This window comes from Aeromonas sp. QDB31 (assembly GCF_027707605.1).
GTDB lineage: Bacteria > Pseudomonadota > Gammaproteobacteria > Enterobacterales > Aeromonadaceae > Aeromonas > Aeromonas media.
Map to the genome: position 1 here is coordinate 92,364 of NZ_JAPCIX010000010.1, position 26,432 is coordinate 118,795.

General features: G+C 62.8%; 25 protein-coding genes. 7 read left to right on the plus strand and 18 right to left on the minus strand.

Annotated elements, in window-relative coordinates:
• Positions 1 to 105: 105 nt before the first annotated feature.
• The 4 genes from nadD to leuS all read right to left on the minus strand — a co-directional run bounded on the left by nadD (position 106) and on the right by leuS (position 5,039).
• Positions 106 to 759 (minus strand): nicotinate-nucleotide adenylyltransferase, encoded by a 654-nt coding sequence (gene nadD, locus PG898_RS12320; RefSeq protein ID WP_270824247.1) that lies wholly within the window; start codon positions 757 to 759, stop codon positions 106 to 108.
• Between the two features lie 64 nt (positions 760 to 823).
• Positions 824 to 1,858 (minus strand): DNA polymerase III subunit delta, encoded by a 1,035-nt coding sequence (holA, locus tag PG898_RS12325; protein WP_270824246.1) that lies wholly within the window; start codon positions 1,856 to 1,858, stop codon positions 824 to 826.
• A 13-nt stretch (positions 1,859 to 1,871) separates the two neighbouring features.
• A complete protein-coding gene (locus PG898_RS12330) occupies positions 1,872 to 2,354 on the minus strand; it encodes an LPS-assembly lipoprotein LptE (protein ID WP_226171825.1) in 483 nt (160 codons plus the stop codon).
• Positions 2,355 to 2,462: 108 nt separating this feature from the next.
• The gene (leuS, locus tag PG898_RS12335) at positions 2,463 to 5,039 is read right to left on the minus strand and encodes a leucine--tRNA ligase (protein WP_270824245.1); all 2,577 of its coding nucleotides are present in this window, start codon (positions 5,037 to 5,039) and stop codon (positions 2,463 to 2,465) included.
• A 235-nt stretch (positions 5,040 to 5,274) separates the two neighbouring features.
• On the opposite strand from leuS, the gene PG898_RS12340 reads away from it, so the two are divergent.
• Positions 5,275 to 5,757 (plus strand): zinc ribbon-containing protein, encoded by a 483-nt coding sequence (locus PG898_RS12340; RefSeq protein ID WP_042649638.1) that lies wholly within the window; start codon positions 5,275 to 5,277, stop codon positions 5,755 to 5,757.
• Between the two features lie 228 nt (positions 5,758 to 5,985).
• On the opposite strand, the gene lnt is transcribed toward PG898_RS12340, so the two are convergent.
• From lnt to miaB, 5 genes are all read right to left on the minus strand, one after another.
• Entirely contained in the window at positions 5,986 to 7,515 is a 1,530-nt protein-coding gene (gene lnt / locus PG898_RS12345; protein WP_270824244.1) for an apolipoprotein N-acyltransferase, read from the minus strand.
• A gap of 196 nt (positions 7,516 to 7,711) precedes the next feature.
• On the minus strand, positions 7,712 to 8,593 hold the full coding sequence (corC, locus tag PG898_RS12350) for a CNNM family magnesium/cobalt transport protein CorC (protein ID WP_005329827.1): 882 nt from the start codon (positions 8,591 to 8,593) through the stop codon (positions 7,712 to 7,714).
• A 99-nt stretch (positions 8,594 to 8,692) separates the two neighbouring features.
• Positions 8,693 to 9,163 (minus strand): rRNA maturation RNase YbeY, encoded by a 471-nt coding sequence (gene ybeY, locus PG898_RS12355; protein WP_042649616.1) that lies wholly within the window; start codon positions 9,161 to 9,163, stop codon positions 8,693 to 8,695.
• Complete coding sequence (locus PG898_RS12360; RefSeq protein ID WP_005329829.1) at positions 9,160 to 10,215, minus strand: PhoH family protein; 1,056 nt, start codon at positions 10,213 to 10,215, stop codon at positions 9,160 to 9,162. The genes ybeY and PG898_RS12360 overlap by 4 nt, the downstream gene beginning before the upstream one ends.
• Positions 10,216 to 10,264: 49 nt before the next feature.
• Positions 10,265 to 11,698, minus strand: a complete 1,434-nt coding sequence (gene miaB, locus PG898_RS12365; RefSeq protein ID WP_270824243.1) for a tRNA (N6-isopentenyl adenosine(37)-C2)-methylthiotransferase MiaB — start codon at positions 11,696 to 11,698, stop codon at positions 10,265 to 10,267.
• Between the two features lie 226 nt (positions 11,699 to 11,924).
• Between miaB and PG898_RS12370 the strand changes: the two genes are divergently transcribed.
• Entirely contained in the window at positions 11,925 to 13,088 is a 1,164-nt protein-coding gene (locus PG898_RS12370; RefSeq protein ID WP_270824242.1) for an FAD-dependent monooxygenase, read from the plus strand.
• 148 nt (positions 13,089 to 13,236) lie between these two features.
• Positions 13,237 to 13,887 carry a cold shock domain-containing protein gene (locus PG898_RS12375; protein WP_182788072.1) on the plus strand — a complete coding sequence of 217 codons (651 nt, stop codon included), beginning with the start codon at positions 13,237 to 13,239 and terminating at the stop codon, positions 13,885 to 13,887.
• A 45-nt stretch (positions 13,888 to 13,932) separates the two neighbouring features.
• Here the strand turns inward: PG898_RS12375 and PG898_RS12380 are convergent, their stop codons facing one another.
• Complete coding sequence (locus tag PG898_RS12380) at positions 13,933 to 14,829, minus strand: LysR family transcriptional regulator (protein WP_182788074.1); 897 nt, start codon at positions 14,827 to 14,829, stop codon at positions 13,933 to 13,935.
• A 113-nt stretch (positions 14,830 to 14,942) separates the two neighbouring features.
• On the opposite strand from PG898_RS12380, the gene PG898_RS12385 reads away from it, so the two are divergent.
• On the plus strand, positions 14,943 to 15,167 hold the full coding sequence (locus tag PG898_RS12385) for a hypothetical protein (protein ID WP_025326108.1): 225 nt from the start codon (positions 14,943 to 14,945) through the stop codon (positions 15,165 to 15,167).
• Positions 15,164 to 15,826, plus strand: coding sequence for an HAD-IA family hydrolase (locus PG898_RS12390; protein ID WP_270824241.1), 663 nt, complete (start codon positions 15,164 to 15,166; stop codon positions 15,824 to 15,826). The genes PG898_RS12385 and PG898_RS12390 overlap by 4 nt, the downstream gene beginning before the upstream one ends.
• 24 nt (positions 15,827 to 15,850) lie before the next feature.
• Here the strand turns inward: PG898_RS12390 and PG898_RS12395 are convergent, their stop codons facing one another.
• Together PG898_RS12395 and PG898_RS12400 are read right to left on the minus strand one after the other, a co-directional pair.
• Positions 15,851 to 17,332 (minus strand): sensor domain-containing diguanylate cyclase, encoded by a 1,482-nt coding sequence (locus tag PG898_RS12395; protein WP_270824240.1) that lies wholly within the window; start codon positions 17,330 to 17,332, stop codon positions 15,851 to 15,853.
• 109 nt (positions 17,333 to 17,441) lie between these two features.
• Positions 17,442 to 18,044 (minus strand): nitroreductase family protein, encoded by a 603-nt coding sequence (locus tag PG898_RS12400; protein WP_270824239.1) that lies wholly within the window; start codon positions 18,042 to 18,044, stop codon positions 17,442 to 17,444.
• Positions 18,045 to 18,324: 280 nt separating this feature from the next.
• On the opposite strand from PG898_RS12400, the gene PG898_RS12405 reads away from it, so the two are divergent.
• Both PG898_RS12405 and PG898_RS12410 read left to right on the plus strand, forming a co-directional pair.
• Positions 18,325 to 19,869, plus strand: a complete 1,545-nt coding sequence (locus tag PG898_RS12405) for a GGDEF domain-containing protein (RefSeq protein ID WP_270824238.1) — start codon at positions 18,325 to 18,327, stop codon at positions 19,867 to 19,869.
• 244 nt (positions 19,870 to 20,113) lie between these two features.
• On the plus strand, positions 20,114 to 20,590 hold the full coding sequence (locus PG898_RS12410; protein WP_270824237.1) for a glycine zipper domain-containing protein: 477 nt from the start codon (positions 20,114 to 20,116) through the stop codon (positions 20,588 to 20,590).
• 110 nt (positions 20,591 to 20,700) lie between these two features.
• On the opposite strand, the gene PG898_RS12415 is transcribed toward PG898_RS12410, so the two are convergent.
• The 6 genes from PG898_RS12415 to PG898_RS12440 all read right to left on the minus strand — a co-directional run bounded on the left by PG898_RS12415 (position 20,701) and on the right by PG898_RS12440 (position 26,366).
• Positions 20,701 to 21,657 (minus strand): D-2-hydroxyacid dehydrogenase, encoded by a 957-nt coding sequence (locus PG898_RS12415; protein WP_005329849.1) that lies wholly within the window; start codon positions 21,655 to 21,657, stop codon positions 20,701 to 20,703.
• Positions 21,658 to 21,774: 117 nt separating this feature from the next.
• Positions 21,775 to 22,527, minus strand: coding sequence for a DUF3530 family protein (locus tag PG898_RS12420; protein ID WP_270824236.1), 753 nt, complete (start codon positions 22,525 to 22,527; stop codon positions 21,775 to 21,777).
• Between the two features lie 107 nt (positions 22,528 to 22,634).
• A complete protein-coding gene (locus PG898_RS12425) occupies positions 22,635 to 23,246 on the minus strand; it encodes a DUF2238 domain-containing protein (protein ID WP_043133268.1) in 612 nt (203 codons plus the stop codon).
• A gap of 198 nt (positions 23,247 to 23,444) precedes the next feature.
• Positions 23,445 to 24,011, minus strand: a complete 567-nt coding sequence (gene efp / locus PG898_RS12430; protein ID WP_011707002.1) for an elongation factor P — start codon at positions 24,009 to 24,011, stop codon at positions 23,445 to 23,447.
• A gap of 43 nt (positions 24,012 to 24,054) precedes the next feature.
• Positions 24,055 to 25,230, minus strand: coding sequence for an elongation factor P maturation arginine rhamnosyltransferase EarP (gene earP, locus PG898_RS12435; RefSeq protein WP_270824235.1), 1,176 nt, complete (start codon positions 25,228 to 25,230; stop codon positions 24,055 to 24,057).
• Positions 25,231 to 25,322: 92 nt separating this feature from the next.
• Complete coding sequence (locus PG898_RS12440) at positions 25,323 to 26,366, minus strand: GMP reductase (protein WP_270824234.1); 1,044 nt, start codon at positions 26,364 to 26,366, stop codon at positions 25,323 to 25,325.
• Positions 26,367 to 26,432: the final 66 nt, after the last annotated feature.

Here is a 26,432-nt window from a genome sequence, read left to right on the forward strand (position 1 = left end):
GGCAGGCCCCTGTTGATCACTATAGTGCGCAACCGGGCGGGACAATAGTCAAGCCTGTGCCGGGTGCGCCTCAGGATGTCGGCTGACAAACCCGCGTGGCACCGCTCACTGGCTTGGCGATGGTTGATAGAGTCGGTGCCGCCGGATGTGGTCGGCGACCGGGGCCGGCAACAGGTACCTGGGGTCCTGCCCCGCCGCCAGCAGGGCCCGCAGCCGGGTGGCTGACAACTCTATGGGCAGGTTGTCGGCGATCCAGACATGGCCCTGACGGTGTCGATGAAGATCCTGCACATCCCGGGTCTGGTGGCGGGCCAGCAGGCTGGCCACCTCGGCAGGGTAATCCGGTTGCCAGCCCGGGCGCTTGCTCACCACCAGGTGGGCATGTTCGAGCAGCTCCTGCCAGCGATGCCAGCTCGGCAAGCCGAGCAGGGAATCCATCCCCATCAGGAAACAGACAGGGGTATCCGGCAGTTCCTGCTTGAGCTCGATGAGAGTGTCTATGGTCCAGGAGGGCTTGTCCCGTTGCAGCTCCCGCTCATCCACCACGAAGCCCGGGTTCTCCGCCGCCGCCAGCGCGACCATGGCGAGCCGCTGCTCGCTGGAGCAGAAGGGATTGGCGCGATGGGGCGGAATATGGTTCGGGAGCAGGCGCACCTCGGCCAGGCCCAGAGCGTCCCGCGCCTCGATGGCGGGCCTCAGGTGACCGATGTGGATGGGATCGAAGGTACCGCCCAGGATGCCGATAGGGGCCTTCAGCATGAGGCTCTTCCTGTCAGATCTCGGAGGGGAGCCAAGAGGCCGGCCTGGCGTCCGATGGGGGCGCTCAGCATGGGTCCCCCTCCAGCAGGGGCAGCGGCGTGCCATCGCGAAAACCCAGGGCGATGGTCTGCAACATCAGCCAGGCCTGCTCGGTGTCGAACCGGCGCTGGGCGTCATCCAGCCGGGCCATCAGTTGCCACAGCTGCTGTATCTTGCCAACGGGCAGCCGGGTCAGGGCTTGCTGAATGAGCTGCTGGCGGCTCTGCCAGATGCGCAACCGGCTGAAGTGTTCCACCAGCGGCTGACCGGCACGGGCGGCCAGGGCCAGCTCGGTGAGCTGCTCCAGCTCCCGGCACAGGGTCCAGGCCAGCATGCCGGGCTCGGTGCCCTCGGCTCGCAGCGCCAGCAGGATACGCTGGGCCCGGTTCACCTTTCCTTCCAGCAGGGTGTCGATGAGCTGGAACGGCGTGAAGTGGGCGTGGCGTATGATGGTCTCCTGCAGATAGGCGACGCTGATGGGCTGGGGCGGGCCGAGCAGGGTCAGCTTCTCTATCTCCTGGCTCGCGGCCAGCAGGTTGCCCTCAAAGGCGTGACACATGAAGTTGACTGCATCCGGCAACGCCTTGAGGCCGAAGCGTTGAAATCTCGCGCTCATCCAGCGCGGGAAGAAACGGGGCTCGGGGTGATTGACCGGCACATAGGTGCCGCTCTGGCTCAGCTTGTCGAACCAGGCTGCCTTCATCTGGGTCTGGTTGAGACGCCCCCCCGAGAGCACCAGCAGCAGGTCGGGATGAAGCTGCTTGCCGATCTCTGTGATGCGGGCGGCGAGATCCTTGTCGACCTTGGCGGGCAGCTCCAGCTCGATGATCTGGCGGGCCGAGAAGAGACTCATGGCCTGACAGGCATCATAGACCTGGTTCCAGTCCAGCCCGGCTTCCACCACGAAGCTGTGGCGTTCATCGAAACCTTGCTTGCGGGCCACCTGACGCACGGCGTCGATGGCCTCGAGCTTGAGCAGCGGCTCGTCACCAAAAACGAGATAGCAGGGCTTGAGCCCTGCCTTGAGATGATCTGCGAACTGCTCGGGATAGACTCTCATCAAGATGCTCGCATCAGAACTTGACCTGGCTCAGCTGGCGGATCACCAGGTTCGCGGCCTGCTCCTGCATCTCCTTGCCAAGCTGTTCCTGCTCGCGGGAGGAGGCCAGCGCCGCATCCGGCTTGTTCAGGAAGCTGCGGTTGAAGGTGATGGGGAAGACCTGGGTCGGCTTGCCCGGCATGGAGACGGTGAACTGGGTGCTGTAACCCAGCAGGTACTCGCGGTCCTGGCCGATGGAGTCAACGGAGGCGACCTGGCTGCTGCTGCGTACCCCGGACAGGGCCAGTACCGGAATGCCCTCCTTGTCTGCCAGGGTCACCCCGGAGGCCTTGAGGCGGGTGGTCACCAGCCGATAAAAGTCGCTCTTGTTGTCACCGACCACCTTCATGGTCATCAGCTCGGGGGGGATGGCGGTTCCCCGCATCTGAAAACCGCAGGCCTGCAGCAGCAGGCCCGTCAGCATGATGGCAATCCAGCGAGTGAGGGACATGCCCATGTGAATTCCTCTTTGCATCAAGTGAAGAACGGCGGGCGCTTGCCCGCCGTCATACGTCCGTTCAGACCCCCCGCTCCTTCCCATGGGGAGGAGCGGGGGCGGTCATCCTCAGTTTGCGACTATGTTGAGCAGCTTGCCCGGTATATAGACGACCTTGCGCACTGTCAGGCCTTCGGTGAACTTCTGCACCGAGGCATCGGCCATGGCCAGTTTCTCGACATCGGCCTGGCTTATCTCGGCCGGGACGGTCAGCTTGCCGCGCATCTTGCCGTTGATCTGCACCACCACCAGCTTCTCGGTCTCGACCATGGCGGCTTCATCAGCCACCGGCCAGCCGGTCACGTCTATGTCCCCTTCCTTGCCCAGCATCTTCCACAGCTCGAAACCGATGTGCGGGGTGATGGGGTAGAGCATGACGACGACGGCTTCCAGCGCTTCCTGCATCAGGGCGCGGTCCTGCTCGTCAGAGCCCAGCTTGGCCAGGTTGTTCATCAGCTCCATGATGGCGGCGATGGCGGTGTTGAAGGTCTGACGGCGACCCACGTCATCGCTCACCTTGGCGATGGTTTTGTGCAGTTCACGGCGCACAGCTTTCTGCTCGTTGGTGAGAGCGGCCAGATCCAGCGCGGCAACGGCGCCGCCGGAGACATGCTCGAAGGTGGTGCGCCACAGGCGACGCAAGAAGCGCTGGGCGCCCTCAACGCCGGAGTCGGACCACTCCAGGGTCATGTCGGCCGGGGAGGCGAACATCATGAACAGGCGGACGGTATCGGCGCCGTAACGCTCTACCATCAGCTGCGGATCGATGCCGTTGTTCTTGGACTTGGACATTTTGGTCATGCCGGAGTGGATGACTTCACGGCCCTCATTGTCCACGGCCTTGGTGATGCGGCCCTTGTCGTCGCGCTCTACCTTGACCTCGGTCGGGCTGACCCAGACGTTGCCGCCTTTCTCGTCCTTGTAGTAGAAGGCGTCTGCCAGCACCATGCCCTGGCAGAGCAGGCGCTTGAACGGCTCGTCGCTGTTCACCAGGCCAGCGTCACGCAGCAGCTTGTGGAAGAAGCGGGCGTAGAGCAGGTGCATACAGGCGTGCTCTATGCCGCCGATGTACTGATCCACCGGCAGCCAGTGGTTGGCAGCAGCCGGATCAAGCATCCCCTTGTCGTAGTCCGGGGAGCAGTAGCGGGCGTAGTACCAGGAAGACTCCATAAAGGTGTCGAAGGTATCGGTCTCGCGGAACGCTTCCTGACCGTTGTAAGTGGTTTTGGCCCACTCGGCGTCGGCCTTGATCGGGCTCTGGATGCCATCCATCACCACGTCTTCGGGCAACAGCACCGGCAGTTGATCTTCCGGCGTCGGCACGACTGTGCCATCAGCCAGGGTCAGCATCGGGATGGGAGCACCCCAGTAACGTTGACGGGAAACGCCCCAGTCACGCAGACGGAAATTGACGGTGCGCTTGCCGTGGCCGAGGGCTTCCAGCTTGTTGGCGATGGCATCAAACGCGCCCTGGAAGTCGAGACCGTCGAACTCGCCGGAGTTGAACAGTACGCCCTTCTCGGTGTAGGCGGCCGTGCTCACGTCCACCTCGCCATCGGCCGGCTTGATCACCGCCTTGATGTCGAGGCCATATTTGGTGGCGAATTCGAAGTCACGCTGGTCGTGACCCGGTACCGCCATCACGGCGCCGGTACCGTAGTTCATCAGTACGAAGTTGGCGACCCAGACCGGCACCTTGCGGCCATCCAGCGGGTGAATGGCATACAGGTCGGTGGCCATGCCCTTCTTCTCCATGGTCGCCATGTCAGCCTCGGCGACCTTGGTGTGCTTGCACTCCTCGATGAAGGCGGCCAGCTCGGGATTGGTCGCGGCAGCCTGGGTGGCCAGCGGGTGACCGGCGGCTATACCCACATAGGTCACACCCATGAAGGTGTCCGGGCGGGTGGTGTAGACCTCCAGCTGCTCGTCCTGACCCTCGATATTGAAGCTGATGTTGACCCCTTCGGAGCGACCAATCCAGTTGCGCTGCATGGTCTTGACCATCTCCGGCCAGCCTTCGAGGTTGTCGATGTCATTCAACAGCTCTTCGGCGTAGTCAGTGATCTTGATGAACCACTGGGGGATCTCTTTCTGCTCCACCGGGGTGTCGCAGCGCCAGCAGCAGTTGTCGATCACTTGCTCGTTGGCCAGCACCGTCATGTCGTTCGGACACCAGTTGACGGAGGAGGTCTTCTTGTAGACCAGACCCTTCTCGTAGAGCTTGGTGAAGAACCACTGCTCCCAGCGATAGTAGTCAGGCTTGCAGGTGGCAAGCTCTCTGTCCCAGTCATAGCCCAGACCCAGCATCTTCAGCTGGTTCTTCATGTATTCGATATTTTCGTAGGTCCAGGGTGCTGGCGCAGTGGCGTTCTTGATGGCGGCGTTTTCCGCCGGCAGACCGAAGGCGTCCCAGCCGATCGGTTGCAGCACATTCTTGCCGTTGAGCCGTTGATAACGGGAGATCACATCACCTATGGTGTAGTTACGCACGTGCCCCATGTGTAGACGACCAGACGGATAAGGGAACATGGAGAGGCAGTAGAACTTTTCCTTGTCTACTTTCTCCACGGCCTTGAAGGTTTTCTTGGCATCCCAGTGCTTTTGCACTGCTGGTTCTATGGATTGGGGAACGTATTGCTCTTGCATTGGTGACATCCGGATCTGTGAAATGAATAGATAAAACGGCTGGGAAATCCTGATAGAATACCCATATCCTGCGGCGGCAACAACCGCCAGCATCCGCCCAGTCTCAGGCCCGACCCGGGCAGCATCGAGGTTTCGCGGAGCAGCAAGGGTGACAGAGGGCGGCAACCACCGCCAGCACCGCTCAGTCTCTGGCTCAGGCCGGGCACGATCAGGGTTCAGCAGAGGAGTAATGGCCATGGACAAACGTCGACAAGGGTATGAAGCCTTCATCGCCCAGCTCAAGAAGCAGTGGGAAGAGACGGAAGAGTTTCAGGGAGAGCGCCTCAACCGGATGATCGCCAAGGTACAGGCCTATCTGGAGGCGGCCGGCGATCTGACCCAGGACGAGCTGGCGCTGATCGCAGAATATGTGAAGCGGGATCTCGGCAACTATGACGAGAGTCGTGCCGAGGTGCCCGAGTCCGCCTTTATGCTGGCATTGAAGGATACAGTGTGGTCCTGGCTGGCGGACGTGACCGACCGCGCCCAGGTGGAGTGGAGCGAGCTGGCGGACGAGCTGGAACACAAGGGCGTCTATCGGGCAGGTGACTGGGTGGGGCTGGGGGTGCTGGTGTGCGATCACTGCGAGTGGCGCCAGACTGTGCTGCACCCGCAGCAGCTCGGTACCTGTCCGGAGTGCGGGGCCGATGAGTATCACCGTGAGCCGCTCTCTCCCTGAGAACCTGCCCACGCTCTTGCTGCGAGGCAGTGATCAAGGCTCATGTGCTGCTCGCTTATGTGAAACCGATGGCTCACGCATATCTATACGCTCCGGTTCCTGCGCTGCTCTTCACCTTGCTGACGACCTCTCGTTACAGAGCCTGAACAGGTTCTGAGCGGGTATCAGACTGAACAGAAGAGAGGCGCCCTTGGGCGCCTCTCTTGTTTATCGGATAGCAACGCTGGATCAACGCTGGCGCGCCCAGGGGTGGGCGCGGGGGCGCAATACCAGCGCCAGGCCGAGCAGCAGGGCGGCCAGCGCATACATGAGCCAGCTGCCAAAGCGCAGGTAGGGGGTCTGGCCGTGGGCGGGACGCACCTCGGCGCGCAGCACGCCAGCCTCGAACTGCGGGATCTGGGCGATGATGCTGCCGTCGATCTCGGTGACTATGGTGATGCCGGTGTTGGTGTCGCGCAGCAGCGGGCGAGCCAGTTCCAGGGCGCGCATCCGGGCGATCTCCATGTGCTGCCAGGGACCGATGCTGGTGCCGAACCAGGCGTCGTTGGAGACGGTCAGCAGGAAGTCGGTATCCGGCTGCACGTTGCGGCGCACCTCGTCCGGGAAGATGATTTCGTAGCAGATGGCGGCGGCAAACTTGAGCCCCTTGGCGATCAGGTTCGGCTGCACTTCGTCACCCCGGCTGAAGGAGGACATGGGCAGGTTGAAGAAGGGGGCGATGGGACGCAGCAGATCTTCAAAGGGCACGAACTCGCCGATGGGCAGCAGGTGGTACTTGTAGTAGCGATTCTTGTGCTCATAGTGATAGGACTCCTTGCCGTCCAGATCCTGCACCCCCATGCCGAGCACCGTATTGAAGAAGCGCTGCTGCTTCAGATCGTAATGAATGATCCCCGCCAGCAGGCCGGTGTCATTCACCTTCATCGCCTTGTCCAGGCTCTCCAGATAGGTACCCATCTCCTTCTCGATGGCCGGGATCGCCGATTCCGGCCAGACGATGATGTCGGCGTCCTGATTCTCGCGGCTGAGATCCTGATAGGTGCGCACCGTGGGGATCAGGGCCTCCGGATCCCATTTGAGGGATTGGGCGATATTGCCCTGCACCAGGGCCACCTTGACCGGTTCGCCCCGGGTCACCCAGTTGAGCTGCATCAGCCCCTGGGCGGCGCCGACCAGCACGACCGGCAGCAGCAGCCAGGCCGGTTTGCGGCTTTGCCAGGTGAGCCAGAGGGCGGAGGTGGTGAGCAGCAGGGCGAGCGTGATGCCCTGTACCCCGAGGATGGGGGCGAAGCCCTTGAGGGGGCCGTCAATCTGGGTGTAGCCAAACCAGAGCCAGGGATAGCCGGTCATGACGGCGCCCCGCAGCCAGTCGGCCATCAGCCATAGCGCCGGGAAGGCGAGCAGCCAGCGGCTCCAGTGGCGACCGCCAAAGAAGCGGGCGAAGACCCAGCAGGCCAGGGTCGGATAGAGCGACAGATAGGCGCAGAGGCCGGCCAGCAGCACGAAGGCAGCGGGCAGCGGGATGCCGCCAAACTCCGTCATGCTGACATGGATCCACCATTGTCCCGGCAAGAACAGTCCCATGGCATAGCCGAAGCCGCGCCATGCCGCCTGCCTGGGGTTGGCCTTGTCCAGCAGGGCATAGAGACCGAGCAGGGAGAGGATCACCAGAGGCCAGTAGCCGAAAGGGGAGAAGGCCAGTACGGCGATGGCGCCAGAGGCCAGGGCGAACAGGCTTGTCAGAAGTTTCGATTTCACGGGGGATCGGGGCTCGAATTGGGCTGAATGAATGTGGAATGGCCGACATCTTAACCGCAAACCGCGCCAACGGCGAGCCTCCCGGCCAGCCGGATGTCGAAGGGAGCGCAGCAGGGGAATGGGAAGGCGCAGGGGCGGCAGAATGACAAACGCCCCTGAAAGCAGGGGCGTTGATTGATGGCGCGGGAGGGCGGGATCAGGACTCCGGCTGGGCCGCCGCGTGATTCTCCGGGATCTTCACCTGCAGCTGCTGCAGGCGACGACGGTCCGCATGCATCACCTTGAACAGGTAGCCGTCCAGCTCTATCTCCTCGCCCTTCTTGGGCAGGTGGCTGAAGGCGTGCATCACCAGGCCGCCTACCGTATCTACCTCTTCATCGCTGAACTGGGTGCCGAAGAAGTCGTTGAAATCCTCGATCTCGGTCAGGGCGCTGACGGAGAAGACCCGCTTGCTGATGCGGCGGATCTCTTCCGGCTCATCCTCGATGTCGTCAAACTCGTCGTCAATCTCGCCAACGATCAGTTCGAGTATGTCTTCGATGGTCACCAGACCCGAGACGCCGCCGAACTCGTCTACCACGATGGCCATGTGGTAGCGCTCTTCGCGGAACTCCTTGAGCAGGCGATCGACCCGCTTGCTCTCCGGCACGATCACAGTGGGGCGCAGGATCTTCTCGAGCTGCAGCGGCTCGCTGGCGTGATGGCCGCCAAAGCCGAACGGCAGCAGATCCTTGGCGAGCAAGATGCCCTCCACATGATCCTTGTCTTCGTTGATCACCGGGAAGCGGGAGTGGCCGGATTCGATGATGACGGGCAGGAAGTCGTCCACAGGCTGGGACTTCTCGATGGTCACCATCTGGGAGCGGGGGATCATGATGTCACGCACGCGCAGCTCGGCAATTTCGAGCACGCCTTCGATCATGTCCTTGGTGTCCTGATCGATGAGGTCACGTTCTTCCGCATCGGCGATGACTTCTACCAGATCATTGCGGTCTTTTGGCTCGCCCTGGAAGAGTTGGCTGAGCTTGTCGAGCCAGGTTTTCTTCGGCGAGCCGGTACTAGGGTGATCGTCGGTCATTTTCTCTCTTGGTTACTCGTGTGAACATTCGGGATGTTGTCTTGCCGATATAAGGATGGCGGCTGTCTGTTTCAAGACGGTGACCTCTTTACCGGCCTGTCACTCTTCTACGTCGTCGTCGAGGTAGGGATCCGCAAAGCCGAGTTCCTGCATGATGTCGCGCTCGAGCTGCTCCATCTCCTCGGCCTCCTCGTCCTCGATATGGTCATAACCTAGCAGATGCAGACTGCCGTGCACAACCATGTGAGCCCAGTGGGCCATGAGGGGCTTGCCCTGTTCGATGGCCTCGGCCTCGACCACCTGACGACAGATCACCAGATCCCCGAGCAGGGGCAGTTCCATGCCGGGGGGGGCCTCGAACGGGAAGGAGAGCACGTTGGTGGGCTTGTCTTTGCCGCGATAGGTGTGGTTGAGCTCGCGGCTCTCCGCCTCGTCCACCAGCCGCACCGTCACCTCGGCCTCGTCCTGGAAACCCAGGATGGTGCCATCGAGCCAGCCTTGCAGCTGGGCTTCGGTTGGCAGGCTGTCGGTGCTGGCGCAGGCCAGCTGCAGATCCAGGGTCACGCTCATTGGGCACTCTCTTTGCTGGTGTTCTCGTTGCGGGTGTTGGGAGCGCTCTTGTCGGCCGCCTGCTGGGCATCGAACGCCTCGTAGGCCTGCACTATGCGGGCGACGACGGGGTGGCGCACCACGTCCTTGGATTCGAAGAAGTTGAACGACAGGCCATCGACCCCCTGCAGCACTTCCAGCGCGTGGCGCAGGCCGGATTTGGTGCTGCGCGGCAGATCCACCTGGGTGATGTCGCCGGTGACCACCGCCTTGGAGTTGAAGCCGATACGGGTCAGGAACATCTTCATCTGCTCCGTGGTGGTGTTCTGGGCCTCGTCCAGGATGATGAAGGCGTCATTGAGGGTGCGGCCGCGCATATAGGCGAGCGGTGCCACCTCGATGATGTTGCGCTCCATCAGCTTCTCGACGCGCTCGAAGCCCAGCATCTCGAACAGGGCGTCGTAGAGCGGACGCAGATAAGGGTCGACCTTTTGGGAGAGATCCCCGGGCAGGAAGCCGAGCTTCTCCCCGGCTTCCACCGCCGGGCGGGTCAGCAGGATACGGCGGATCTCCTGGCGCTCCAGTGCATCCACGGCGGCGGCCACCGCCAGATAGGTCTTGCCGGTACCGGCCGGGCCAATGCCGAAGCTGATGTCGTGGCGCACTATGTTGGCGATGTACTGGGCCTGGTTCGGGCTACGGGGCTTGATGAGGCCGCGCTTGGTCTTGACCGTCACCTCCTTGCCATAGGGCTGGCTCGGCGCCTCGTCGTCCTGCTCCAACACCCGGGATTCCTGCACCGTCAGGTGCACCATCTCGGGGGTGATGTCATTCACCTTGCCGCCCCTGAGCGGCTGGGTCTCCACATAGAGGTGCTTGAGGATGACGGCCGCAGCATCTATCTGGGCCTGCTTGCCGAGCACCTGAAAGTGGTTGTCACGGTAGCTGATCTCGATGCCGAGACGGCGCTCCAGCTGCTTGAGGTTGTCGTCAAAGGGGCCGCACAGGCTGGCGAGACGCAGGTTGTCGGCGGGTTCCAGGTGCAGGTTCAGGGTCGAGATGTGTCGGCTCAAGGTGTCCTCGTATCGGTTGTTCCCCCCGCCCTCGGGAGGGGGGAGGAAATTAATGGGGTCTGAAGGCCGCCACCCCGAGATCATCGGGGACGTTGTCCGGGCGGCGAGCCAGGATTTCGCTCGGCGCGGTGGCGATGCGCAGATTCATCTCATCCTCGCCGCGGATGAAACGACCACGCAGGGAGTAGGGGCGCACGTCGGTGATCTCAACATCGGCGAAGCCGCCGATGAGGCGGTGCGGCCCCTCGAAGTTGACCACCCGGTTGTTCTCGGTACGGCCACTGAGCTGCATGGGATCCATCTTGGAGGGGCCCTCCACCAGGATGCGCTGCACCGAGCCCAGCATGGCGCGGCCGATGAGCATGGACTGGTGATTGATCTGGTTCTGCAGCCGGGTCAGGCGGGCCTTCTTCACCTCCATGTCGACGTCGTCCGGCAGGTCTGCTGCCGGGGTGCCGGGGCGCGGGCTGTAGATGAAGCTGAAGCTCATGTCGTAGTTGATCTCTTCGATAAGCTTCATGGTGGCCTCGAAGTCCTCGTCCGTCTCGTTCGGGAAGCCGACGATGAAGTCCGAGCTCATGGTGATGTCGGGACGGACGGCGCGCAGGCGGCGGATCTTGGACTTGTACTCCAGCACGGTATGGGGGCGCTTCATCATGGTCAGGATGCGATCAGAGCCGCTCTGCACCGGCAGGTGCAGGAAGCTGACCACTTCCGGCGTGTCCTTGTAGACCTCGATAATGTCGTCGGTAAATTCGATGGGATGGCTGGTGGTGTAGCGAATGCGGTCGATGCCGTCGATGGCGGCCACCAGCCGCAGCAGCTCGGCGAAGGTGCAGTCATTGCCCTCGAAGGTCGGGCCGCGGTAGGCGTTGACGTTCTGGCCGAGCAGGTTCACCTCGCGCACACCCTGCTGGGCGAGCTGGGCGATTTCGTAGAGCACGTCGTCGAGCGGTCGGCTCACCTCTTCGCCACGGGTGTAGGGCACCACGCAGAAGGAGCAGTATTTGGAGCAGCCTTCCATGATGGAGACGAAGGCGGTGACCCCTTCGGCGCGGGGCTCCGGCAGGTTGTCAAACTTCTCGATCTCGGGGAAGGCGATGTCCACCTGGGCGCCGCGCCCCTCCTGGACCTGCTTGATCATGGCGGGCAGGCGGTGCAGGGTCTGGGGGCCGAAGACGATGTCCACATAGGGCGCCCGGCTACGCAGTGCTTCCCCTTCCTGGGAGGCGACGCAGCCCCCCACCCCGATCACCAGTCCCGGTTTTTTCAGCTTGAGCTTCTTCCAGCGACCGAGCTGGTGGAACACCTTCTCCTGGGCCTTTTCACGAATGGAGCAGGTGTTGAGCAGCAGAACGTCTGCCTCCTCGGGCTCTTCGGTCAGCGTGTAGCCATTGCTGGCGTCCAACAGGTCGGCCATCTTGGACGAGTCGTACTCGTTCATCTGGCAGCCCCAGGTCTTGATATGAAGTTTCTTGCTCATTGCTACTCTTGACTGTGTTTAAGATCGGCAGGGTCAAAGGACCGGCCATTTTACTCCGCAATCCCGGTGCTGACCAGTCTGGGGCCGCGCCGCCGCCATCTGGCCTGGCCCGTCACGGCAATTGCCCGCCTGACGCACTGTTTATCCGGTCTCCTTGCGTTATCATGCCCCATTCGGTTCGCCCCTCTCTTCCTTGTTCGGGGCGACCCCTTGCAGGAATCAAGTTATGGAACAGTGTGATATCGCCATCGTCGGCGCCGGCATGGTGGGCGCCGCCACCGCCTGCCTGCTGGCGGCAGAGGGTCTCAACGTGCGGGTCATCGAGACCCGGTTGCCGGAGCATTACGCCCCGGATCAGCCGCTGGATCTGCGGGTCTCCGCCATCAGCCAGGCCTCAGTGGCGCTGCTGGACAAGGCCGGCGCCTGGTCGCATCTGCAGCAGATGCGGCTGTGCCCCTATCGCCGGCTGGAGACCTGGGAGCTGGACGGCTTTGCCACCCGCTTCGACGCGGCGGATCTGGGGCTGCCCCAGCTCGGCTACATCATAGAGAACCGGCTGGTGCAGCTCGCCCTGCTGAGGCGAATGGAGGATTTCCCCAACATCCAGACCCACACCCCGGCGGCTGTGGTCCGGTTGCAGCAAGGTGCCGAGCACGCCAGCCTGCTGCTCGATGACGGTACCGAACTGCAGGCGCGCTGGGTGCTGGCCTGCGACGGCGCCGAGTCGCTCACTCGCCGCCTCGCCGGGATCGGGGTGTCGCGCTTCGAGTACCGCCAGCACTGCATGCTGATCAATATCGACACCGAGTTCGAGCAGGAAGACATCACCTGGCAGCAGTTCACCCCGCAGGGCCCGCGGGCCTTCCTGCCGCTGCCCGGCCGGCACGGCTCCCTGGTGTGGTATGACAGCCCGGCCCGCATCCGGGCCCTGGCCGCCATGGGCAACGAGGCCCTGGCCGCCGAGGTGCGCCGTCATTTCCCGGCCCGGCTCGGCGGTTTCCAGGTGACCGGCAAGGGGAGCTTCCCCCTGGTGCGCCGCCACGCCAACCATTACCACGCCGGCCGGGTGGTGCTGCTCGGCGATGCCGCCCACACCATCAATCCGCTGGCGGGGCAGGGGGTCAACCTCGGCTTCAAGGACGTGGCCTGCTGGGCCGAGTTGCTCGCCAAGGCGGGGGCAGACTGGCACGACATCACCCTGGCCAGCCGCTATGAGCGCCGTCGGCGCCCCGACAACCTGCTGATGCAGTCGGGGATGGATCTCTTCTACGGGGTGTTCAGCAACGACATAGGGCCGCTGCGCCTGACCCGCAATCTGGCCCTGACCCTGGCGGACAAGGCGGGCCCACTCAAGGAGATGGCGCTGCGCTACGCTCTGGGGCTGGTATAAAAGTTCCCCTGACCGGAAAGCGATGACGGTATCTGATGTCTGCTCGTCGGCGCATCAGGCCGGCACGGGGGTGATTTCAATGCCCTGTTGAAACCCTGTCGTTTTGGGGCAACATGGTCAAAACAGTGCTGGCCACAAGGATGAGGACATGCGACATCAGGGCAGGATCGCGAGCTGGAACCCGCAGCGCGGCTTCGGTTTTATCAAGCAGGATCAGGGCGGAGCCGATCTCTTCGTGCACATCACCGCCCTGCAATTCGATGGCAGGTTGCCGGAGGTGGGAGAGAGGGTCTCCTATCAGGTCGGGAGCGGCAAGGATGACAGGCCCTGCGCCGTGCAGGTGTTCTTCCCCGACCGCCCCCTCTCGCTGGCAGACGCGCTGAGACCATCCATCGAGTCCCCCATGCCGGATCGCGGGAACAGGGCCGATGTGAACATGAGGGCACCACAACCCGCCATGCCCAGAGCCCGCGTGCATCACGCCCCTCGTCGCAAGGGCAACTGGCGTGGCAAGCTTGTCCCCCTGCTGGTGCTGGCGGGACTGTTCTTCCTCTATTCCCGCTTCTCGGCGGAGTTTGTCTCCCCTCCAGCAGCACCCACTTTCAGTCAGGAGGAAACCAGTACCTCGTACAGCAAGGCGCAGGCGTCCTCTTTTGTCCGTCAGTGCGACGGTCGTCAGCACTGCTCCCAGATGACCTCCTGCGAAGAGGCGACCTGGTTCTTGCAACATTGCCCCAATACCAAGATGGATGGAGAGGGGGATGGCATCCCCTGTGAAGATCAGTGGTGTGGCCATTGAGCCAGCCTTGCTGCTTTCCATTTCCCTGTTTGGGCAGCACTCCTGTCAGAGGTTATTCCCCTCCGGGTGCATCGCCCTGACCAGGGTCAGGAAACGATCCCGAATGGGATCAGCAAAGTCGGGGTTCCACACCAGGCTTATCTCCCACTCGGACCAGGGGCCGGACAGGGGATAGAGGGTCACGTCCTTGCCCGCGATGAAGCCGACGCTGCGGGGCAGTATGGCGTTGCCTATACCGGCGGCCACCAGGGCTACCAGAGTCTGGATGTCCTCCGCCTCCTGGATCATGCCGGTCAGCCGGTTGGCGCCGAGGAAGCGGGCGATCTGCTGGCTGAGGCCGGGGCAGCGGTGGCCCACCATCTGCAGCAACGGCTGCGTGGTCAGCGCCCGCTCCACGTCGAACGTAGCCGGATCCGGCCCCGTCATCTGGCTTGGCACGGCCAGCACCAGCCGGTCGGTCAGCAACCTGTGCTCCCGCAGCTGTGGCGCCTGCGGCCTTCGCATGAAGCCTATCTGCAGCCGCCCCGCCAGTAGCAAATCGTGCTGGACGGCGGAGGTCATGTCCTGCAGATGCACCATCACATCCGGGGCCTGCTGCTTGAAGCGGGCCACCAGAGAGGGGGCCAGTGCGAAGCTCGACAACCCGAACCCTATCTTGAGGCGCCCGGCGGCGCCACTCGCCAGCGCCAGGGCGTGGTGCTCGAATCCCTTGCCGTGTTCCACCAGGGCGCGGGCCTGGGGCAGCAACTGGGTGCCGATGGCGGTCAGCTCGGCGCCATGGCGGCCCCGGTTGAACAGAGTGCTGCCGAGCGCCAGCTCCAGCCCCTGGATCTGCTTGGTCAGCGCCGGTTGCGTGATGAAGAGCCGACTGGCGGCCTCCCGGTAGTTGGCGGTCTCGGCCAGCATGACGAAGGCCTGCAGCTGTCTTAAGTCGAATTTCATTTCATTTGGTTATCAAATGTGGCGATTTATTGATTATAAATTATCTAACTCCCTTGTTCTAATGGTCTCGAAACGGGCCTTTTGCCCTCTGACCAGCCACAAGGAGTCATGTCATGTCGAGTGAACGCTATCTGTTCTTGATCAAGGGAAGCCTGGTAATGGCCCAGCCACTGGCGGCGCCGGAGACGGGTGAGCTTCTGACCAGCCTGTTGCAGCAGGGGTTTGCCGTCGGGCCTCTGCCGGTGTGGGCGAGCAATACCGAGCAGGCGCTTGCCTGTTATGAGCAGTCGGCCCAGCGGCAGGCCTTCGTCGACGTGCTGGCGGGGAGAACCGCATGACCGTGCTCACCCTGAGGGCCGAGGCCCTGCTGCTGGACATGGACGGCACCCTGGTGCACTCCACCACAGAGGTGGAGACCGTCTGGCGGCTCTGGTGCCAGAGCCATCGGCTGGATCCCGAGCCTGTGCTGGCCATGTGCCATGGGGTGCGCTCGCGGGAGGTGATACGCGCGCTGGCGCCGCAGCTGGATCTGGCCCGGGAGGTGGCCCTGCTCGACGAGCTGGAGATCCAGCATGCGAGAGTGGCCGAGCCGATCGCCGGGGCCCGCACCCTGCTTGGAGCCTTGTCGCCGGCGCGCTGGGCGCTGGTGACCTCCGCGAGCCAGCGGGTGGCGCGGCACCGCCTGGCCAGTGCCGGGTTGCCGTTGCCGAGACTATTGATCGGGGCAGAAGATGTGGTGCGAGGTAAGCCGGATCCCGAGCCTTATCTGCTTGCCGCACGCCAGCTTGGCCTTGCCCCCGCCGATTGCCTGGTGTTCGAGGATGCCCCGGCGGGGATACGCAGCGCCCTGCAGGCTGGCTGTCAGGTGGTGCAGATAGGGGGCGACAAACGGCTCGATGACGGGGTCAGGGCGCGGCTGGAGGACTGGCGGCAGATCCGCCTGACCGAGGACGAAGCTGGCCTGCAGCTTTGCATGGCGAACCTGCTGCCGGACTGAGGCCGGCCTCCATCTGCCGGGGCGTCAAGAGGGATCCGAGTCCATGGCGGGGGGCGCCGCATCCCCCGAGCGCCTGTCTGCCTCTTCGCCCCCGTGCAGCTCCACCCGGTTGCGGCCATTGTGCTTGGCCTGATAGAGGGCCTGATCGGCGCGGGAGAGCAGCCTGTCCAGGTTGAAGTGACCCTGGTGCTGGCAGGCTATTCCTATGCTCACAGTGACCGAGACCGGGTTGCCTTCCCCATCCAGCACCTTCAGCCGAGCAACCTCCTCCCGTAGCCGCTCGACCACGTCCAGTGTCTGGGCCCTGGTGGTATCGGGCAGCAGCACCGCAAACTCCTCTCCTCCCATCCGGCCGAACAGGTCTTCCTGGCGCAGATGCTGGTTCACCGTGGTGGTGAAGGCCTTCAGCAGCTTGTCGCCCGCCTCGTGACCATGGCGGTCGTTGATGCGCTTGAAGTTGTCCAGATCCAGCATGCAGACCGCGAGGGGGCGTTTCCCCCGTTCCAGCTTCTCCGCCATCTGTTCGGCACCGGGCCAGAAGCCAGCCCGATTGAGGACGCCGGTGAGATGATCGTGGTGCGCCAGGTATTCCATCCTGCGCAGCAGGTTATTGCGTGTCGCCATTATGCTGGCGGCGGTGAGTGGGGTGAGGGCAATCAACATGACGCCGATCCGCACCGAGAACATCCAGTACTGAGTCTGGACATCCTGACTGATGGTCAGGTAGCCGTTGGAGAGGGCGAGCAGGATCAGGGTGCTGAAGGAGAGCGAGAGCAGACTGGTGGCAAAGACGGAGTAGTTGATGGCGCACCAGAGCAGGGCCGGGACCGGGAAGGCAATGGAGCCAGGCCCCTCGATCAGCAGGGTCAGCAGCAGGGTGCCGACCAGGCTAAGCAGGGGCAGCAGCCTGCTCCAGGAGATATTCGTCTGATACAGGAGGCGGCGCCAATCCGGCAGTGTGCCTGGCGGAGGCAGGGTCAGGATCACCGGCAGTATGGCCATGTAGTTGACCAGCTCGCTGGCGAACCAGAAGCCGAGCCCGTAGAGGTGTGAGCCCTGAAACAGCATGGGGTTGATCGCTGCCCCGACCACCCCGGCGGCGAAGGAGGCCGCCATGGCGATCAGCAGCAGATAGACGATGGAGGTGGGTCGCCTGAGCCGTTTGTCTTCGTGATCCAGCCGGCGGAACAGCAGGTAGCCGACGCTGACGCCGGCCAGGTTGCCGAGGGTGAGCAGCGCCGTCTTGAGGGGCGGGTCCTCGGTGAACAGGGAGGCGAGCAGATAACCCAGCAGGCCCCCCAGCCAGCCTGGGGGCGAGGCCAGGCGCGGGTAACGCAGCAGTATGCCGAGCAGGACGGCATTGGCGGGCCAGAAGGCCGCCAGCAGGCTGGGAGGCCGGGTGAAGATGCCGACAAGTGAAAACAGCAGGATGAGGGTGGCGACACAGAGCAGGGCAAACAAGGGATAGAAAGTGGACAAGATACGCTGGCGTCTGGCTTCTCCCATGCGTCTCTCCTGAGGGCGGTTGGCGTGATAGCCCTGAGTATGGTTGCACGAAGCGGAAAATGCGGGGGGAAGCGGGGCAAAGGCCCCCTCGGCGAGGGGGCCTTTGGGGTTAGCCGAAGACCCGGAAGCGGACCTCGTCGTCCATGAAGGTCTTGTCACCGGCCGGTTGCTCTATGCTGCCAAAGGGCATCTGGGCACGCAGCAGCCAGCTGGCGGGCAGGTCCCACTCCTTGCGGACCGCCTCGTCGATCAGCGGGTTGTAGTGCTGCAGGGAGGCGCCAACACCTTCCTGGGCCAGGGTGGTCCAGACCGCAAACTGGGCGATCCCGGTGCCATGTTCGGACCAGATGGGGAAGTTGTCGGCATAGAGGGCGAATTTTTGCTGCAGATCCTTGATGATGGCGGTGTCCTCGAAGAACAGCACTGTGCCGAAGCCTGCGCGGAAGCTGCCGTTTACCTTGGCCTCGCTCTGGGGATAAGCCTCTGGCGGTACAATCTTTTTCAATTCAGCTTTGACGATGTCCCACAGCTTGTGGTGCTGTTCGCCAAACAGGATGACGGCACGGGAGCTCTGGGAGTTGAAGGAGGAAGGGCTGTGCTTGATGGCATCCTTGATGAGAGCCGTCAGCTGAGCCTCGGAATGGGTCACCTGGTCACCCAGGGCATAGATGGTACGACGTACTTTGATCTGTTCGATAAACGGACTGCTCATAACATCTCCTTGGTTGTGGATCATCACCGCCAGCATTGCCGATAAAGGTCATCTGGCTCCGATTTATCCAGTCATGGACTATAACACCTTCTGTGCAAGAAACCGTCAACGCTGGGTGATGACTGTTTCCACTTTTCATGGATATTCACTTGATGAAACAGGGTATGGCCCGCTGATGTCTTGGTTGTCATTAACCGTAGTTGTTAATGACTTCAATCAATACTTGGGTGGTGTTTTCCACTATAAAATGCATCTTATGTGACATTTTATAGAGGATGGCATGGCTGCGGCTATCATCAAGGAGCGCTACTACATACTGACACCGCTGTCGTTTCTGCTCGGTGCCCTGGTGCTGATCACCACCCTGTTGCTGGCGGCGGCCAGCTACCTGCGCAGCATCGACAAGACCATCGCCGGCTATGACCACATGCTCACCTCCATCGACGCCACCCTGATCCACGAGATGGTGCTGGCCAATCGTCGGCAGCTCGGTGTGCTGGAGGCCTCCCTGGACAAGCGGGCCATCGCGCGGGGGGGCTCTGCCATCAACCCGATCTGGGCCATCGCCCACCAGTTCAAGCACGACGCCCACTTCCTCTACTTCTACAACACCCGCGTCGACCGTCTCGAGAGCTACCCCGAGTGGCTGATGCCGACAGGCTACCAGGCACAGAAACGCCCCTGGTATCAGACCCTGGCCAACGACAGCGACGAGCTGGTCTGGTTTGGTCCCTATCAGGAGTTCGGCGGCAACGCAGAGGTCCTGACCCTGATCAAGCGGGTCAAGGATGACGAGGGGGAACTGCTGGGTTTGCTGATGGTCGACATGTCGTTCAACTCGCTGCAGTCGGCGCTGCGACGGGCGATGGGCAGCGATCAGGCTGCCATCTACATCACCGAGCGCAAGGGAAACCGACTGGTGGTGGGACACAACCTGTCACTGTTGCCGGCGGTGCCCGGCACGCCGAGCCAGGGGGCCGAGTTGAAGGTGATCCGGGAAGGTTGCCACCTGACACACCCGCTGTCGGATATCGACTGGGATCTCAACATCTATCTGCCTCCCGCCCACTTTCGCGGCAACCTGCAAGATACCCTGCTGATGGTGGTGCTGCCCGCACTGGCACTGCTCGCCATCTGGCTGTGCAGTCTGTTGTTTCTGGTGCGTATTTTTCGCCAGGAGCAGGCGTTGGTGCAGCGCTCTCTCAGCGGCCTCGTCCAGGATGCGGCGCTGAGGGAGATCCAGCTGCGCCGGCGTACCTGGTTTGTGCACGGCAGCCTGGGGGAGATCAGTCAGGTGAGAAACAGCTTGCTGGAGGGACAGGATGCTCTGCTGCACGAGCCCCTCACCGGCATCATGAATCGGCGGGCCTTCGAGCAAGGCAGGGCCAGGCTGGTGCAGGAGGAGAAACCCCACTGGCTGGTGCTGTTTGATGTGGATAACTTCAAGCGCATCAATGACAGCTGGGGGCACGGGGTAGGCGATGCGGTGCTGTTCCGGGTGGCCACCATCATGGCGAGAACCCTGGGAGAGGCTCAGGTCTACCGCATCGGAGGGGATGAGTTTGCGGCTCTGCTGCCCTGGGAACAGGAGGAGGTCGAGGATCGTCTGACCCAGCTGCTGACCCGGGTGCGGACACTGCAGTGGCGCGAGTTTGAGGAGTCCATCACCCTGAGCGCGGGTGGGGCTCGCTATCCGGATGACGCCGCCCTGCTCGATCGGGCGGATGAGTGCCTGTACCAGAGCAAGCGGCAGGGACGGGATTGCTGGCACCTGTCACCCACCCAAGATCCCCAAAAAGGGGAGGTCGTGACAGTATCTGTCTGACCGCCATCGGGAGAAAAAGAGCCTGAATGGCCGAGAAAGGGGTCACAGTGGGGATAATTTCCCATGTGACCTTTTTTTTTAATTCATTTTCAGTCGGTTAGCTCATGTGATCGTGCCATGTCGCGAAGGAGAGACACTTCCCCTGCCGGCAAGGACGCCGTAATCCTGGTAGCGGAGTCCGGGACGCTTTGTATAGTGCAGGGAAAAATAATCAATCAGACATCAGGTTTGACAGGAGTACCCCATGGAAATGAGAAAATACGGCATTAGCGCGATGGCGCTGCTGGGCGCGCTGCTGTTGGGCAATGGCCAGGCGCAGGCGTCCGAGACCGTCAACACCATACTCGGTGGTGGCGTCGGCGGGGTGGCAGGTACCATGATCGGCAAGCAGCTGGGGGGCGACACCGGCGCCCTGGTGGGGGCCGCTGTTGGCGGCGCAGCGGGCGGTGCGGCCACGGCCGACAGGGGCAACAAGAATGAGGCAGCCCTGGGGGGCGCGGTGGGGGCACTGGGCGGTGCCGCCATTGGCAAGAGTGTGGGTGGCAGCACGGGCCAGCTGATCGGTGCCGGCATCGGCGGGGCTGGTGGTTCGGCCATAGGCGCCAAAACCGGCGACAGTCACGAGAGCAAGAACGAGCGCTATTACGACGACAGGCGCTATCACAAGCACCACAAGCATCACAAAAAGCACCGCAAGCACAGATGGCATGACGACGACTGAGGTCAGCCAGAAGAGAGAAAAAGGGGCCAGGGGCCCCTTTTTCGTGTCCGTTGTATCGAAGGCGGTAGGGATACCCGCCGAGCGATGTTGTCGGCCCCGGCCTTGGCGTGTCAGACCAGACGGTGCTGGCGCCTGCCGGCGGCAAAGGCGTTGATGTTGTCGATCAACTGATCCGCGAGGCGCTGCATCGACTCCTCACTGGCCCAGGCCACATGAGGCGTCAGAATGAAGTTGGGGTAACGCAGCGCCTGCATCAGGGGGTGGTCGGGGGGAGGTGGCTCGATGCTCGCCACGTCGAACCCGGCGCCGCCGAGGCGACCGTTGGCCAGCGCCTCCAGCAGGGCCTGCTCGTCCACCAGGCCGCCGCGGCCCACGTTGATCAGCAGAGCCCCCGGTTTCATCATGGCCAGCTCCCGCGGACCTATCAGGTGGCGGGTGTAGGGGGTGAGCGGGCAGTGCAGGCTGATGACGTCCGCGCTTTGCAGCAGCTCGTCGAGGGGCAACCGATCCTCGTCGTGGCTGGCGCCGACCTGGCTCTGGGCATAAAAGACCTCCATGCCGATGGCACTGGCCCTCTGCCCCAGGGCCTGCCCCAGGGTGCCCTTGCCGATGATGCCGAGGCGCTTGCCGTGCAGATCCGTGATGGGGTGATCGAAGAAGCAGAACTGGCCGCTCTGCTGCCAGCGCCCCTCCAGCAGGGACTGGCGCCAGGCGAACAGGTTGCGAGACAAGGCCAGCATCAGTGCCATGGCGTGTTCGGGCACCGAGGGGCCCGAGTAGTTGCGGATGTTGCAGACGCCGACGTTGGCGGCGCGGCACGCCTCCAGATCCAGGTTGTCACTGCCGGTGGCCGCCAGCGCGATGAGTTTCAGGTCCGGCAGCCGGGCCAGCTCGGCGGCGCCGATGCGCACCTTGTTGATGATGGCGATGCTGGCGCAACTGAGCCGCTCCACCACCTGTTCCGGCCTCGTCTCGGGGTAGCTTTGCCAATGATGGGGGAAGTCGGGGCGACGCAGATTGATGCCGGCGTCCAGGGTGTCACTGTCGAGAAACACGATTTGCTGCATTAAGCCTCCTGCCGTTGAGGCGTTTATGATGCCAAACATCGGCGACCGAGGGCCAGTTTGCAGCGCATCAATGGCTTGGCAATCGCGCCGGATGTGAGGCAGGCGGCATTTTGGGGGTCAGATCCAGCCCAGATGGGTCAGCCAGCCCTGGATGCGACCGGGCGTTTCGCCCAGTTCCATCAAGGCATAGGGACGGTAGTTGAGCTTGTGGCTGCGGCGGCTCTCGCTCTGGCGAGCCTCGGCAGCCAGCAGGGGCCAGCGTCCCCCGTCTTCTTGATAGAGATCCAGGGTGGGAATGCTGGCCTGGGCCACCTGCTTGGCCAGGGTCTGGTTGCTCAGCTGGTTGGGAAAGAAACCGTCGAGCAGCACCAGGGCATCGGGGGCGGGCAATTGCTCGCTGGTGATGAGGTTGGCGGCCCAGGCCGCGCTGGTGCCTTGCGCCAGCAACAGCTTGAACCCGCCCTCCTGCAGCTTGGCGTCACCGAGCTTGACGATGCGTTCGGCAAATTGCCGGCGAAATGCGTCAATGTTCTCCTGCTTCTTCTCTGAGGCCGGATCCAGCTCGGTCTGCTGGGGGGAGGGGAGCAGCAGCAGGGTATCGAAGCCGAGTCGACCCAGATCCCGGGTCAGTTGCCACAGCTGGCCGCTACGCTGCCAGTCCGGCAGCAGGATGGCGAGCCCCAGATAGCTGTCACCGTCGTGCTTGGCAAAGAGCACCCTCTGCTTGTCGATCCGGGTGCTGTCAGGCACTCCCTTCCAGTCGCTCTCCTGCCAGTGATCGAGAGGGGTCGGGGGCGAAATCTCGTTGGCCGGCAAGGTGGTGCTCGCCAGCAGGGTCAAAAACAGCAGTGGTAAGGATAATCTGGCCATGATGCGCTCCCCGGTTGACTGGGTTAGCGGCGGCGTGCCGGATTTCTGAAGGGGGTCGGGGGATCCAGTAGCAAGAGGGAAGGGGCAGGCCCCTTCCCTCGACGGGCTCAGGGCCGGGCAAGTCTGCCGAGCTGGCGGTCGTGCAGGGGGGAGAGCAGTAACAGGGCGCTGACGGCCCCCATCAGGGCGAAGAACATGTCGGACTGGGTATCCCAGGGGTCTCCCTGGGTGCCGAGGAACTCGTCGGCGCCCTGACCCAGAGCCAGGGCTGCACCCCACTCGATGAGTTCATAGCTGGCGCTGACGGCGAGCACCACGCAGATCACCAGAAACACCAGCATCTTCTTGCCCTGCACATGGTGGCCGCGCAGCAGTATCTCGCGACAGGCCAGGGCGGGCACGAACCCCTGGAAGAAGTGGCCAATCTTGTCATAGGGGTTGCGACCGAGATCGAACCACTGCTGCAGGTCGAAACCGAGCGGCACCCGGGCATAGGTGTAAGCACCCCCCAGCATCAGCACGGCCCCGTGCAGAAAGATGCACAGGTAGAGCAGGCTGGTGAGGGGGTAGCTGCGCTGACTCAGCAGCAACAGCGGCAGGACGATCAGCACGGGGGCGACTTCCAGCAACCAGGTGACCCTGTCATAGGGTTGCCAGCCGGAGAGCACCAGCAGTACCAGGGTGAGCAGCAACAGCAGGAGTTTTTGATGAGATGTCATAGGGAGCCTGTGAGGGAGGAGGAACCTGACTTCATGGTGTAGTCCCAATCGGCGCGAGACGAAAGGGGGCAGGGGAATTCTCCCTCAATGGAAGGCCCGCTGTCACTGACCGGGGCTGAATGATCGCAGGACCGGTGCCCATAAAGAAAAAGCGAGCCTGGGGCTCGCTTTTTTCAACACGGGCGTGAAGCCGTCAAATCAGTTGACGCGACGCTTGAATTCACCGGTGCGGGTATCGATTTCGATCTTGTCGCCGATCTCTACGAAGGCGGCAACGGCCAGCTCGTAGGTGGTGCCCTTCAGGCGGGCCGGCTTGGTCACTTTACCGGAGGTGTCGCCACGGGCGGCCGGCTCGGTGTACTCGACTTCGCGAACGATGGTGGTCGGCAGTTCTACGGAGATGGCTTTCTCGTTGTAGAAAGTCACTTCGCAGATGTCTTCCATGCCGTCAACCATGTAGTTCAGGGCGTCACCCAGGTTGTCTTTCTCGACGTCGTACTGGTTGTACTCGGTGTCCATGAAGACATACAGGGGGTCGGAGAAGTAAGAGTAGGTGCACTCTTTACGCTCCAGCTGAACGACTTCCAGCTTGTCGTCGGCCTTGAATACGGTCTCGGTGGCGCTGCCGTTCAGCAGGCCTTTCAGCTTCATCTTGACCACGGCGGAGTTACGGCCGGATTTGTTGAATTCGGCTTTCTGGACCACCATCGGCTCGGTACCGATCATGACGACGTTACCAGCGCGGATTTCCTGTGCGGTTTTCATGTAAAAATTCCTGTTCGTATACGGGCAGATAAAAACTGCCAGATTATATACGGCTTTCTAAAAATTTCACCAGCCGAGTGACGAGATCCCCATCGGCAAGCAACTTCTGTGACCAGCTTCGCGCATGTTGTTGCCAAATAGTGCCGAATTGCGGCCATTGGGCCCAGAGTTCGCGCACATCTTGCCCATGGTTGAGGGCATGATTGAAGGCGCGCAGCCACTGGCCGCCATCGGCGGGCAGCGCCTCCAGATAGTGGTCGAGGAAATCATCCAGCTTGGCAATGTGAGCCTGATCGTCCTGGGGATAGATGTGCCACAGGAAGGGCCGTGCTGCCCACTGGGCCCGCACGAAGGAGTCTTCGCCGCGCACCAGGTTGAGATCGCAGCTCCACAGCAGCCGATCGTAGCCCGCCTGGCTCGTCATCGGCAGCAGCTTGATGGCGAGCTGGCCCGATTGCAGCAGATCCCCCGCCTGGGCCGTGCCGATGGCACTCTCAAGACCGGCGCCGCTGAGCACGTCGGGGAGGGCGCGCCCCATGGGCAGCAGCAGGGTGACCGGGGTGGCGCCCTGGCTCCAGCACTGGACCAGGCTTTTCAGCGCCTCGCTCTCGTAGGTGAAGAGGCTTATCCGCAGCTCGTCTTGCGCCCTGGGCGGTAGCCCCAGGCTCGCCCAGTAGGCGGCAAGGCCTGCCTCATCCTGCTGCCACCGCTCCCGTTCGGCGATGAGGTCACGCTCGCACAAGAGGCCACCGGTCTTAGCCGTGAAGCCCGGGAAGAAGAAGTATTTATTGAGGCTCAGCTTGCCGACCCGCTGCGGCGAGGCGAGGCCGTGGCAATCCTCGACCCAGCTCTCTGCCGAGAGATACTCCAGATTGATCCAGCAGGGGGGCGGGCTCTGCTCGGCCATGCGTTCGATAAAGGGGGCGGGCAGCTCGCAGGCGAAGGCCTCTATGACCACTCTGGCCGGGATGGCATCCGCTGGCAGGGGGCCTTGCCAGCGCTGGATGTGAATCCCCTCAACCCACTGGCGATCCCGCGCGGGATTAAGCCCCGGACAGATGCGGGCAAAGCTCGCCAGGTCGTCCACCCAGAGCCGCACCTCTCCATGCCCCTCCCGCTCCAGCTGGCGGGCCAGCCGCCAGGTGACGCCTATGTCGCCGAAGTTGTCCACCACGGTGCAGAAGATGTCCCAGTCGAAGGGGGGCAGGGGGCTGGTCATGTCAGGGGTCCAGATGCAAAAAAACCGGTGCGCAGGGTAGCACACCGGTGGCCTGGCTTCTAACCGTCAGCGCGTGACGGGGCTGCGGCAGATTACTCCTTGCCGTAGACGTTGTTCTCCTGCTCGCGCACCCGGATGAAGGTGGTGCGCTTGGTGAGCTCTTTCAGCTGGCTGGCGCCGACATAGGTGCAGGTGGAACGCACACCGCCGAGGATGTCGCGCACGGCGTTCTCGACCGGGCCGCGGTAGGGCAGCAGCACCGTCTTGCCCTCGGAGGCACGGTATTCGGCGACGCCGCCGGCGTGCTTGTCCATGGCACTGGAAGAGCTCATGCCGTAGAACTTCATGAAGGGCTCGCCATCCACGTCGACGACTTCGCCGCCGCACTCCTCGTGGGCCGCCAGCATGCCCCCCAGCATCACGAAGTCGGCGCCGCCGCCAAACGCCTTGGCCACGTCGCCCGGGCAGGTGCAGCCGCCGTCACCGACGATCTGGCCGCCGAGGCCGTGGGCCGCATCGGCACACTCTATGATGGCGGAGAGCTGGGGGTAGCCGACGCCGGTCTTGACCCGGGTGGTGCAGACCGAGCCCGGGCCTATGCCCACCTTGACGATGTCGGCGCCGGAGAGGATCAGCTCCTCCACCATCTCGCCGGTGACCACGTTGCCCGCCAGGATGACGTGGTTCGGGCAGGCTTCACGGATCTTGCGCAGGAACTCGACGAAGTGCTGGGAGTAGCCGTTGGCCACGTCCACGCAGATGAAGCGCAGCGCCTCGGACATGGCGAGGATCTGGCGGGTCTTGATGAAGTCCTCTTCCGAGGTGCCGGTGGAGACCATGACATGGCCCAGCAGGGCAGGATCGGTGTCGTTCACGAAGGTTTGCCACTGGGCGAGGCTGTAGTGCTTGTGTACCGCCGTCATCATCTCGAAGCCGGCCAGAGTGCGCGCAATGGCGAAGGTGCCGACGGTGTCCATGTTGGCGGCGATGACGGGCACTCCCTGCCACTGGGTCCGGGTGTGCTTGAAGGTGAACTGACGGGTCAGGCTGACTTGGGAACGGCTCTTGAGGGTAGAGCGCTTGGGACGAAACAGGACATCCTTGAAACCGAGCTTCAAGTCTTCTTCGATACGCATTGCAAATTCCTTATTGAGCCTTGTGAAAGTCACTGTTGCAGTGGGCAAAATTTTCGGCAGGCACAA